General features: G+C 45.8%; 9 protein-coding genes, 1 other RNA gene and 1 pseudogene. 5 read left to right on the plus strand and 6 right to left on the minus strand.

The window, feature by feature from the left end; translation table 11 throughout:
* Together E0E16_RS05785 and E0E16_RS05790 are read right to left on the minus strand one after the other, a co-directional pair.
* Positions 1 to 281, minus strand: a pseudogene (locus tag E0E16_RS05785) (ISAon1 family transposase); the annotation flags it as partial.
* Entirely contained in the window at positions 247 to 633 is a 387-nt protein-coding gene (locus E0E16_RS05790) for an ISAon1 family transposase N-terminal region protein (RefSeq protein ID WP_130828385.1), read from the minus strand. The gene E0E16_RS05790 and the pseudogene E0E16_RS05785, both read right to left, overlap by 35 nt.
* 1,072 nt (positions 634 to 1,705) lie before the next feature.
* Here E0E16_RS05790 and E0E16_RS05795 point away from each other — a divergent pair.
* Positions 1,706 to 3,067 carry a dipeptidase gene (locus tag E0E16_RS05795; protein WP_028901791.1) on the plus strand — a complete coding sequence of 454 codons (1,362 nt, stop codon included), beginning with the start codon at positions 1,706 to 1,708 and terminating at the stop codon, positions 3,065 to 3,067.
* A 211-nt stretch (positions 3,068 to 3,278) separates the two neighbouring features.
* Positions 3,279 to 3,677, plus strand: a transfer-messenger RNA (tmRNA) gene (gene ssrA, locus E0E16_RS05800).
* A 103-nt stretch (positions 3,678 to 3,780) separates the two neighbouring features.
* On the opposite strand, the gene E0E16_RS05805 is transcribed toward ssrA, so the two are convergent.
* Together E0E16_RS05805 and E0E16_RS05810 are read right to left on the minus strand one after the other, a co-directional pair.
* Positions 3,781 to 6,093 carry a TonB-dependent receptor domain-containing protein gene (locus E0E16_RS05805; protein WP_130829524.1) on the minus strand — a complete coding sequence of 771 codons (2,313 nt, stop codon included), beginning with the start codon at positions 6,091 to 6,093 and terminating at the stop codon, positions 3,781 to 3,783.
* A 292-nt stretch (positions 6,094 to 6,385) separates the two neighbouring features.
* Positions 6,386 to 7,306 (minus strand): alpha/beta hydrolase, encoded by a 921-nt coding sequence (locus tag E0E16_RS05810; RefSeq protein WP_130829525.1) that lies wholly within the window; start codon positions 7,304 to 7,306, stop codon positions 6,386 to 6,388.
* A 319-nt stretch (positions 7,307 to 7,625) separates the two neighbouring features.
* Here E0E16_RS05810 and E0E16_RS05815 point away from each other — a divergent pair, with 319 nt between their 5' ends.
* Positions 7,626 to 8,111 carry a GNAT family N-acetyltransferase gene (locus tag E0E16_RS05815; protein WP_130829526.1) on the plus strand — a complete coding sequence of 162 codons (486 nt, stop codon included), beginning with the start codon at positions 7,626 to 7,628 and terminating at the stop codon, positions 8,109 to 8,111.
* Positions 8,112 to 8,199: 88 nt separating this feature from the next.
* Positions 8,200 to 8,772: a sugar O-acetyltransferase gene (locus E0E16_RS05820; RefSeq protein ID WP_130829527.1), complete on the plus strand. Its 573-nt coding sequence runs from the start codon at positions 8,200 to 8,202 to the stop codon at positions 8,770 to 8,772.
* A 143-nt stretch (positions 8,773 to 8,915) separates the two neighbouring features.
* On the opposite strand, the gene E0E16_RS05825 is transcribed toward E0E16_RS05820, so the two are convergent.
* Positions 8,916 to 9,800: a carbon-nitrogen hydrolase gene (locus tag E0E16_RS05825; RefSeq protein WP_130829528.1), complete on the minus strand. Its 885-nt coding sequence runs from the start codon at positions 9,798 to 9,800 to the stop codon at positions 8,916 to 8,918.
* Positions 9,801 to 9,826: 26 nt separating this feature from the next.
* Complete coding sequence (locus E0E16_RS05830) at positions 9,827 to 10,894, minus strand: agmatine deiminase family protein (protein WP_130829529.1); 1,068 nt, start codon at positions 10,892 to 10,894, stop codon at positions 9,827 to 9,829.
* 277 nt (positions 10,895 to 11,171) lie between these two features.
* Between E0E16_RS05830 and E0E16_RS05835 the strand changes: the two genes are divergently transcribed.
* The coding region (locus E0E16_RS05835) for a helix-turn-helix domain-containing protein (protein ID WP_165444186.1) at positions 11,172 to 11,541 on the plus strand (370 nt) is incomplete at its 3' end.

Here is an 11,541-nt window from a genome sequence, read left to right on the forward strand (position 1 = left end):
TCTGACTTTGTACCTGCAACTACTGCCACGAGACTTCTTTCCCGTGTCCTTGCTGCACGGTTGGTCACGAAAGTGTACAGTTCGCCGTTAGACAGTGAAGTTTCATCAATAGCCAAAGAGGATCCGATGTTGTCAGGAAAGAGAAGCCACTCGTCGGCATGTTCTGCCTGGTCCCATTGACGAAAGCCGCTCAGAACTTCCTTGTATTGTTTCTCAAATGTGTGTCCGTCAATATGATAGAAATCCTCAAGCGTAAGGCAGCTCACGGGGGATGTCTCCATACGTTTCTTTTAAAAAAGCTCCAAATTCCTTGGAGTAACGAGTGCCCTGAGCTACCATGTCTAAAGCGATGGGAAGCGTAAAGCTCTTGCCTGTGCGCAAGTCCGTCCATCGTCTGCGACGAATTTTCAATATAACCTTATGGTCTCGGATCGGAAAGTCAGTTATATTAACAGCTTCCATGAACCCTTTGGACTCGAAGTTGGCATCATCCGCCAAAGTCTTGTCCATACGTTCGTCAAGACTAATATGAAACTCTGATCCGACCTCACGGACAGAAACGATAGTAAAAAACTCTAATATTTGAGTGGGCAACACAAGAGCTGCCAAGGTGCGTAACATATTTTCTTCCATGATGCGAAGGTCGGAATTATTAAGATAAATAACAAATTATTCCCCCACTGATTTTCTACTGAGCCCCAATTGGGCTTCCGGCACAAAGTGAATACTCTGACTCTGCTGCATAGCAAACTATGCGGGGACAAACATAAGCCGCCTTGACAACGGCGACACCGGTTTCTGTTTTGTTCATAACGCTACAATAAATTTTGAATATGATTTTTAATTTCTGAATATACAACAATGAAGGAAGGCAAGGAATTACCCTCCACAAACGGATACAAAGAGTCGCTGCGCACCAAAGCATAATGCGCAGAAAGGGGGATGAAAGAAGATGTACCTAAATTATAGGAGAGAGAGAGAGAGAGAGAGAGAGAGAGAGAGAGAGAGTACAAAATTATTTGGAACTACCAAATAATTTGTGTTAAAAAAAGGAAGAAAGTTGATTTTTCTTTGCAGCACATCCCGAACCAAAGAATATTTGGTACAAAATTGTAAGCGGCTATGTGAAAAAGCTGATCCCAATCTCTATTTAATTTGTTGGCAAAGGTAAGGTATCTTTTCGTATTTTGCAACTTTTTATAATATATTCTTGCATTTTACAACTTCTTTTTAATATACCTTCTCATATTTTACAACTTTTTAAAAGAAAACAATTTATCGACCCATCCCCCTACCGCAAAAAGAATTGTAATTTTGCGAGTAAAAGCACTTTAACTTTTTATTTTTATCAAATTAATATAGGGATATTCCGTAAATTCCTAATTAATTGTTTATAAGTGTGATATATTATTTGTTACATAGAGAATTTCAGCTAATCCCCTAAATAAAGAATATGCTTGTCTTTCGTCTCGTCTCGGATAGGCGCAGGTGGTGGCATACGAGTTCATAGCGTATGGTTTTTGGTCAGTAAAATTTAACACACCTGTGAAAGAGTTTTTCAAATATTATACGTAATATTGCACTTGCAAGCCAACTCTTTAGCCACTATCCCATGCACATTCAGAAAAAAGTTGTATATTTGCGGAGCATTCGCCAAGCAGCAATGCCGGCTATGAAAAGAAATACCAATAACATTTTTATTACTATGATCAAAAAATATGTAGAAGAAAACGAGGCACGCATGCTCGAAGAGCTCTTCAGCCTCATACGCATTCCAAGCGTAAGTGCACAACCAGCCCACAAAGAAGACATGGTACGCTGTGCCGAAAGATGGAAAGAACTGCTCTTGGCAGCAGGCGTCGATAAAGCAGAAGTCATGCCTTCAAAAGGCAACCCAATGGTCTATGCCGAAAAAATCATCGACCCAAAAGCAAAAACCGTCCTGGTTTACGGACACTACGACGTAATGCCCGCAGAACCATTCGACCTGTGGAAAACCGAACCCTTCGAACCAGTAGTGAAAGACGGACACATCTGGGCACGAGGAGCCGACGACGACAAAGGACAATCATTCATACAAGCAAAAGCATTCGAATACGTCAACAAGCACAACCTGCTGAAGCACAACATGAAATTCATCTTCGAAGGCGAAGAAGAAATCGGCTCATCAAGCCTCGGCCCATTCATCGAAGAACACAAAGACCTGTTGAAATGCGACGTCATCCTCGTATCCGACACCACACTCATCGGACCCGACACACCCTCCATCACCACCGGACTGCGCGGACTCGCCTACTGGCAGATTGAAGTTACTGGACCCGACCACGACCTCCACTCCGGCACATTCGGCGGAGCAGTGGCAAACCCAGCCAACGTCCTCTGCAAACTCATCGGCGACATAACAGGCCCAGACGGCAAAATACGCTTCCCCGGCTTCTACGACGACGTAGAAGAAGCATCCAAAGAAGAACGCGCACTCGTCGCCTCCATACCATTCGACATGGACGCCTACAAGAAATCACTCGGCATCAAAAACGTATTCGGTGAAGAAGGCTACAGCACCATCGAACGCACAGGCTACCGCCCATCATTCGACGTCTGCGGACTCTGGAGCGGCTACCAAGGAGAAGGCGCAAAAACCGTACTCCCATCAAAAGCCTACGCCAAAATATCATCACGCCTCGTCCCACATCAAGACTACAAGAAAATCGGACAACTCGTCGTCGATTACTTCAACAAAGTAGCGCCAGACACCGTCGAAGTAAAAGTAGAAATGCTCCACGGCGGCTACGGCTACGTCTGCCCCATCGACTTCCCCGCATACAAAGCAGCCGAACGCGGCTTCGAACAAGTATTCGGCAAACGACCATTGCCCATGCGCATCGGCGGCAGCATTCCAATCATCTCCACCTTCGAGAAAGAACTCGGCGTAAAGAGCCTCCTCATGGGCTTCGGCCTGGAATCAAACGCCATCCACTCCCCCAACGAAAACATGCCAATAGACCTCTGGAAGAAAGGCATCGAAGCCGTTATCAACTTCCACTTGGAATACGACAAAGAAGCATAAACCAAACCTTTCATCAAAAAGAAAGATCCGATCGAAAAGAAATCTTTCATCAAAAAGAAAGATCCGATCGAAAGAAAGACTCAACCAGAGTCTTTCTTTTTTTCATTTCGCTGCCCACCCTAAACAGCCCTCTGCACCCAAAAAAGAAAATAACAGCATAAATCTTACGCATTTCAGAAATAATCATTACCTTTGCACCACTTAATACAATGGGCTTGTTTGGATTTGACGGCAAGACGAAATGGTATGTAAGCATGCGGAGCGTCGGTGGCTGGCTCCTAAATATCAGTTATCAAACAATTAATTGGCGAAAACAATTACGCTCTCGCTGCCTAATCGAAGTACAGTAGATTACTGGCTTTATTCCGTCGCAAGGCGATGGAACGAGACATCGCTCCAAGGATGTTGTTCCGAATCTGAGGATCAAGCGGTGCAGGAAAATCGGAAATAGTTCGGCTGTGCCTCGCCGGTCGGATGAAATTTAGAGGATAAGGCTACAGTTGGTGGTTCAGGTCTTGCTGTAGCTCGAAAACCAAAGGCTGAAATAAGCATGTAGAAAGCGTATGGTTTCCTTGTGCGGACGTGGGTTCGACTCCCACCAGGTCCACCACTAAGAGTGCTGTAATTCAATCAGTTTACAATCAGCACAAATCATAAATAGGCTGAACCCAAACAAAGGGTTCAGCCTACGTCGTTTTTATCCGGAGCCACTGTTAAAGCCTGTTCTTCTCTGCATTGCCTGCTCCCGTTCCCTTGTACTTGCTTCGGGTGGTGTTGAACTTATAGCGCAGCGTAACGGACACTTCGCGCGTGTCGCTTGACTGCGACTGCAGCACCCTCATCTGATTCAAATATATCAGATTTTCCGCTCTCTGCGTGTGGAAGAGGTCAGAGCCACGCAGCATAACCGAAAACCGGTCGTTGAAGAACGATTTGGTCAGCGTAGCGTCCACACTCATTAGATTGTTTGGAAAATAGGAATTCTCCATGTCTCCCTTTGTTCTTAGCCACATTCCGGCAGTGGCAACCCAACCGTTTCCGAAATTAAAAGTATTGTCGAACGAAAGCTGAAAGTAAGGCTTGTTCATCGTGTAGTGATTGGTTTTGGTGTCAAATGTGAGCCATTGTTTCATCAATGCCACACTCAGCTGTGGCGACCATATTCCAATCTTCGGAGCTACGACGAGCGAGAGTGCCAGGTTCTTCAGCGTAGGGATGTTTCTGTGTGTTACGATAGAGATGGATGGATTGTCCTCCTTCTGTTCCGCCCAAAAGAGGATGGCGTTGCGATAGTCGGTATAGTCGATAGAGAATTGCAGTATTTTCCACATTCCCGAAAGCGAGAGATTGTGCACATACTCGTGTTTCAGATAGGGGTTTCCCGTCTGCAAAAGGAAACGGTTGCCGTAAGTAACGTTAGTACTAAGCTGGCTATAGTTGGGACGCACGGTCTTGCCTGCATAAGCGAGCAGCAACTGAACCTTGCCTAACTGAGTGGCCAAGGAGAGCTGCGGGAAGAGATTGCCAAACGATCGACTTTGTTCATCCATGTGTGCACCGTCTTTGAAATAGTCGAATTTCACATGTTCATAGCGAAGGCCCGCCATCAACTGTCCTATCGGGGTCATACGGGAATACTGGAAGAAATTTGCCCAATGCCGTTCGCGCAGCTCGCTGTTGGCCGACGGCACATAGCCTTCCGCATTGTAGTAGGTGTCGGTTCTGTTGGTCTTGCTCCCTTCTGCTCCTACGGAAAGTTCGCCGCCCAGCAAAGGGAAACTCACATCCAACTTGAATGCCCCCAACGAGTTGCGTGCGCTGTTCAACGATGTAACCGTGCGGTCCTGATGGGTAGTGCTCTTCTCGTTGTAAACGGCATTTTCCTCTTGCCCATTCCGCATATAATCTACATTGAGGTTTAGATTTACTTTTCCAAACTTTCCGTTGTAATAGAGGTTCAGGTTGTGTGACGGTTTGTAGATATAGCAATAGTCCACATTGTTCGTCAGATGGTCGTAAAACTCGCCGTTGGCGGTGATATCGAAGATGAGCGGAGTCCAATAATTCTTGTTCGGACTCAAACTTAACTGATAACGGAAACCGATGGAATTGCTGTCGTTCAGCTGAAAGTTTGAACCAATGGTGGGTGTATAACTGAGATTCTTATATTGATAGTTCTGCGAGAACTGCTGATGCCAAAGCGTATCGGCAGCCACGTCTGTGGTAGTGATTCCCTTATAGAAACCCTTGATGTTTGAGTAATAGAACGAGCCGAACACATCCAACCCCTTATGTCGGTAGTTGAAATTGGCTTGCTCTATGAGGTCGATGTTTTCCGATTGGTAATAAGACGAGCGAAGGTCGAAGCCAAAGCCCTCACCAGCTCTGCGGCGTGTCTTTATCTTCACCACCGCCGTAACCGTAGCATTATATTTCACTCCCGGATTTCTGATTACTTCAATGCTCAAAATGTCCTCAGCCTTCAGTCGGTCCAATTCCGTCTTGTCGCGCATCAGCCTGCCATTAATATAAAAGATGGGCGAACCTTTGCCAAACACTTCGTAAGCCCCACTCTTCTTGATTAGTCCCGGAACGTGCGCTAACACGTCATCGGCTGTACCGAGTTTGCTGAGCGTGGTGTTGGCAACGGTAGTCATCATGCCCTCGCCCGTCATTTTGTACTGTGGCAGTCGTCCTTTCACCACTACCTCGTCCATCGTCCTTGCCTCCAACTGCATCTGGATAATACCAACGTTCGCACCGCTGCAAGTCTTGAATGCCGTTTGATACCCCACGAACGAGGCGCGGAGAATACCGCCTTTACATTCCGTATCAATCACGAAGCTGCCGTCTTCTTTCGTAACGGCTCCCTTTACGAAAGCCGAATCCTTTGCCGTGAGCAAAACTACATTCACAAACTCCATCGGCGAGTTGTTCTCATCCATCACCTTTCCAGTAATTTGCTGTGCCTGCCCCTGTACAAAAGCCATGCAGCAGAGCCACAGCGATAGAATACATTTTTTCATTTTCTTCATTTTACGTCTAATTAAGAAAGACGGAAAAACTGTCTGTCTTGTGACATTCCAATGCGTTTTTTGTCTTACATGATCATTTTTATACCGCAAAAGTAATGTCTTCAAAGAAAAAAATCACTACACTTTTGGGTAAAAAATAGCCTCGGTGATGAATTATTACCCTTTTGTGTAGTGATTTGAGATGATGCTTCACGACTGTTTAGTCGCCGATTATCCCTAATCCCAAAAAAAATCGTTGATATTGGAAGCTGGGACCGGAAAGCAAGAAAGAGTCGGAGCGATGTTAATCCACATTCATCAGCTGTTTTCTGAACCAATTAACAATCAATTCTATGACCGGTTGCTGGAACCAAGGGTCGTCGCCATGTCCGGCATCCTTGAGTTGATAGTAGTCCACCGGAACGCGGAGTGCTTTCAATCCATCGTAAAGATGCTCGCTCTGCATAATCGAGACCATCTGATCATTTGTTCCATGCATGATGAGAAATGGCGGAAGTCCGGTCTTCAGATAACCCATCGGGCTTGCCCATCGTGCTCGTACCAAGTCGTCGTGGATGTCGTAGCTCTGATTTCGCCCATAGGTAACACCATTTAACAGAAGGGCCTCCGTCGCACTTGGCGACTTGTGATACTTGTGAACTTCCGGTGGAAAGCCCTCGTCAACCGAAGCGAGGTCTGTCGGACCAAAGATGTCGCAACAAGCTTGTGTGTCGGATGAGTAATCAAGAAAATCGCCAACGTTGAATTCCTCCACATCGGCAGTCATAGTCACCAAATTGGCAAGATACCCACCGGCAGAATTGCCCATCACGCCAATGCGATTGCCATCAATTCCGAATTTAACGGCATGGGCGCGGAGATAGCGAATGGCTGTCTTTCCATCAATAAGAATAGCGGGGAATGGGTCGGGAATGGCTCTATACTCCACTGCCGCCACCACAAATCCTTGCAATGCCATAGCCATGCGCAATCGACTCCATTTGCCATAGTCTGACGTGGTGAAGCCACCGCCGGGAAAATAAACCACACAGGGTTTGGGCTCGTCAGTATTCGGTACGAAGAGTGTCATGTGAAGGGAGCGTGTTCCGTTCTTGAAATACTGCGCGTAGATAACTTCGTTGATGACATCTATACGCGGTCGGGTTATCTCGACGCTCATCTTTCCTTTATAATATCTCTCGCTTTTTTCAATATCCTGTATCATGTGAGTAATTACGCTGAATGTCTCTATGTTGTATGCGCCTCGTCTTCACCTCGAATGGAACAATGAAGGGAAAGTTTTGCCGCAAACAGCTCAGACGGTTTCTGAGCCACAAAGTTACGGTTTTTCCTCGAATTGACAAAGTTTTATTTTTTTTGCAATCCCCCACATCCGCTCAAAGAAAGTCAGATCATCATCGGGACAATAAAGACATGTACGCTCCATTTTAAGCACCTGCTTACAAGACAAGCGGACAATAGTGGCAGAATGTGTGTATGAGAATTTGCACGGATGTGTTTTTTTCTTTATTTTTGTTGCCGTTATGATAAGAAAAGCTACACGAGAGGATATGGAAACCGTACTCCGTCTTATTGATTGCGGTAGGCAGAAAATGATTGATTCGGGGAACTTGCACCAATGGACGAATGGACACCCCGGAAAGAAACAAATTGAAAGCGACATCATGAATGGGAACAGCTATCTGATTGTCGCGGATGAAGAAAAGCCTGTTGCCACCTTTGCCTTTATAAAGGGATCCGACCCTACCTATGCACGAATAGAGGGTGGACATTGGCTGAACCATGAGGCTTACGGAACACTGCACAGGGTGGCTTCGATTCCGGGAACAAAAGGCATCATGGACACCATTGTGGATTACTGCTTCAGGAAAGTGGAAAACATCCGTATCGACACACATCAAGACAATCTTCCCATGCAAAGAGCCCTGAAGCGATTGGGGTTTGTTTATTGTGGCATTATCTATCTTGAGAACGGCGATCCAAGGGTCGCTTTCCAGAAAAAACGCTGACACCACTTCAATTTTGTCTCATGGTAGGTCGGGAGCTATGGCTGAAAACAGATGTAGCCAAAGTCCCGTCTCATAAAATTATAGATTTATGACTGAAAAAGAAAAACAACAGAAAGGTCTTCCATATCTTGCAAGTGCCCCGGAGGTGTTGAACGACCTGTTTGTATGCGAGGAGGAATGTTTCAACCTGAACATGCTCCCACCATCGAAACGCGAAGAACGCACGCAACGATTGAGAAAGTTATTGGGAAAGACGGGCGAACATTTCAAAATCATTGCACCGTTCTTCTGCGATTATGGCTACAATATTGAAATTGGAGAACATTTCTTCGCCAACACCAACCTCGTTATTCTCGACGAGGCTAAGGTTACTTTCGGCGACCATGTATTCATTGCTCCAAACTGTTCGTTCTATACTGCCGGACACCCCTTGAACCCGGAGGAGCGCAACAAGAATATAGAATACGCTCTCCCCATAAAGGTGGGTAACAATGTGTGGATAGGTGGCAACGTAACGGTGCTGCCCGGAATTACGATTGGCAACAACGTAACCATCGGAGCGGGTTCGGTGGTTACACGCAACATACCCGACAATGTAGTGGCAGTGGGCAATCCGTGCAGGGTTATCAAGGAATTGAAAATGCAGGATGATAGCTTTTAGAATTCTCGTAATCCATTAACAACCACTGTGTTACGAATAAGAAACGATGTAAACGGAGAGAAGTTGTATTGCTTCTTGTAAAAAGTATAATAGTAGATTCGGAACGGTTACGTTCTATCCGTTGTTTCCACATTTTCTTGTTGTCAGTCTATGAACCGCCGAGTTATCTCTCCGTAATGGTCTATTCTGCGATCGCGAAGGAACGGCCACCAGCGACGCACTTCTTCGCTGTGGTCGAGGTTGATACTGATTATCAAGCTCTCCTCATCGTTATCGCAAGCCTGATAGAACATCTCTCCCTGTGGACCTGCTGCGAAACTGCTGCCCCAAAAATGAATGCCATTGGTTAGTCCGCTCGGATCGGGTTCGTGTCCAACTCTGTTTACTGCCACTACCGGCAAACCGTTTGCCACGGCGTGACCACGCATTACAGTAGTCCAAGCTTCTCGTTGTCTGCGCTGTTCATCAGGTTCATCGGTGGATTCATAGCCGATTGCAGTAGGATAGATTAGGATTTCCGCGCCTTGCAAAGCCATCATTCGCGCAGCTTCCGGATACCACTGATCCCAACAGATGAGAACCCCCAATCTCCCCATGCTTGTATTGATGGGCTTAAAACCAAGGTCGCCGGGTGTGAAATAGAACTTTTCATAATAAGCCGGATCGTCTGGAATGTGCATTTTGCGATAGGTTCCGGCAATGGTTCCATCTTTTTCGAATACAACTGCCGTGTTGTGATAAAGTCCGGCTGCTCGTTTCTCAAATAGTGATGTAACGAGCACCACTCCACACTCTTTGGCAAGTGCACCATATAACTCGGTGGAAGGACCGGGAACAGGCTCTGCGAGGTCGAAGTTCGCTACATCTTCCACCTGACAAAAATAGAGTGAGTTGTGCAACTCTTGCAGTACGATGAGTTCTGCGCCGCGTTGTGCGAGGTCTCTAATTCCCTTTGTGAGTTTCTCAATGTTTTTTTGAATGTCTGCTGTGTTGTGAAGTTGCAATATTCCTATATTTATTTCGTGCATACTCTTCAATGTTATTGATGTTGTTATTATGATAGGGTGAGACAGCTCTTTGGGAATTGCATGGTCAGACAGTGAAGCGACCCATGCTGTCTTACTACCGTTGAGGCATCTATCCCTATGATTTCGTGTTGCGGAAAGGCTTTTTTGATAGTTTGCATTGCCAACTTATCCAAATCGGGTTGTTGATAGGTGGGTACGATGACCGCATTATTCAGTATCACGAAGTTGGCATAAGTGGCAGGCAACCGCTCTCCATCCCAAAACATGGGCTTAGGAAGCTGAACTTTCAGCAGCCGGTAAGACCTTCCTTCCGGTGTGCGCAGTGCTGCAATCTGTTCTTCCAACGCTTTTAAGTCTTCATAATGCGGATCAGAAGTGTCATCGGTTCCGTTATAGAGGAGTGTGTCGTTGGGGGCGCATCGCAAGATGGTGTCAATATGTCCATCTGTATCATCACCAATCAGGTTGCCATGCTCAATCCAAACTACTTTTTTCGTGTTGGGAAACAGGTTTATCAAGTTTCTTTCAAGGTCGGGCTTCTTAAGCGGCTGGTTACGGTTGGGAGCGGTAAGGCATGCCGTTGTCGTGAAAAGCGTACCTTTTCCGTCCGTTTCTATGGAACCACCTTCAAGAACAAAATCCTTTTGATTTTCCAAAGTGCCGTTGAAAGTACCAGAAAGATGTAGTTTTTGGTTCATCTCGTTATCCTTTTCGGCGGCAAATTTCATTCCCCATCCGTTGAACCGGAAGTCCAAAAGCAGAAAACGCTTTGATACGTCCTCGCTAATCAGCGAAATAGGTGCCACATCGCGTGCCCACGTGTCATTGGTGTCGCATTTTCTGAAGTGCACTCTTTCTTGTTGATTGACAGAGAGTCGGCTTTTCAACAAAGTTCGTGTTTGCTCTGGGCGTGGAGTTACCACCAGCAAATGTTCTCGGTGTGTGATGGCATCTGCCAATTGAAGAAAAATCTCATTAATATTATCCAAATACGGCTTCCAATCCGTAGCTTCATGTGGCCACATCAGTAGGATGCCACTTTGTGGTTCCCATTCTGCCGGAAGTCTAAACTTGTTTCGCTCTTTGGTATTCACTTTGGGTAGGTTGTTGTTTGCTGCAAAGGTATGAAAAAGAATGAGAATACAGACTGTTTGAGGGAGTCTTTTTTTTAACGAAAGAGCCACCTTCAGAAATGGATTATGCAAGTTCCAAAACGAAGTGCAATAAAAGAGTAGCCCTCGCCGAGAGATGCAGACGTTCTCGAAGCGTAGCGAGAGGTTGTCTGCATCTCTCGGCGAGGAAAAAAAACAACCAGCAATACAAATAAAAAAGGGAGACCTCTGTCTCCCCAAGATTAATTAACTTTGTATTGTGAAATATCATCAATTAACCTCGGAGCAAAGGTCGCAAATTTTCGCCTTACTCCAAAAGAAAACAGGGAGAAAAGAGATTGCCACAATCGTCGGCATCAGTCAGTCAACACTATCACGTGAAATCAAACGCAACAGCACGCCATCAGAAAAGTATATCTGGACAAAGGCGCACGATATGGCTATGCAGCGCAGAAAGAGAACGGTAAAGAACGCCAGGCTCTCTAACGAATTAGTCTGGAGAATTAAGGAATATATCACCAATGACCAGTGGTCTCCACGACAAATATCAGGTTATCTGCGCAAGAATGAGGGAATAAAGGTGTCCCACCAATCCATTTATAATATCATTCATAATGATACAACAGGGG

It is taken from the genome of Prevotella rectalis (assembly GCF_900607215.1).
In the GTDB taxonomy this organism is placed as follows: domain Bacteria; phylum Bacteroidota; class Bacteroidia; order Bacteroidales; family Bacteroidaceae; genus Prevotella; species Prevotella brunnea.

What these genes read in the sequence shown, in the direction of transcription:
- E0E16_RS05815 (WP_130829526.1), top strand. Translation starts at nt 7,626, where the DNA reads ATGATAAGAAAAGCTACACGAGAGGATATGGAAACCGTACTCCGTCTT.
- E0E16_RS05790 (WP_130828385.1), bottom strand. Translation starts at nt 633, where the DNA reads ATGGAAGAAAATATGTTACGCACCTTGGCAGCTCTTGTGTTGCCCACT.
- E0E16_RS05795 (WP_028901791.1), top strand. Translation starts at nt 1,706, where the DNA reads ATGATCAAAAAATATGTAGAAGAAAACGAGGCACGCATGCTCGAAGAG.
- E0E16_RS05805 (WP_130829524.1), bottom strand. Translation starts at nt 6,093, where the DNA reads ATGAAAAAATGTATTCTATCGCTGTGGCTCTGCTGCATGGCTTTTGTA.
- E0E16_RS05825 (WP_130829528.1), bottom strand. Translation starts at nt 9,800, where the DNA reads ATGCACGAAATAAATATAGGAATATTGCAACTTCACAACACAGCAGAC.
- E0E16_RS05820 (WP_130829527.1), top strand. Translation starts at nt 8,200, where the DNA reads ATGACTGAAAAAGAAAAACAACAGAAAGGTCTTCCATATCTTGCAAGT.
- E0E16_RS05810 (WP_130829525.1), bottom strand. Translation starts at nt 7,306, where the DNA reads ATGATACAGGATATTGAAAAAAGCGAGAGATATTATAAAGGAAAGATG.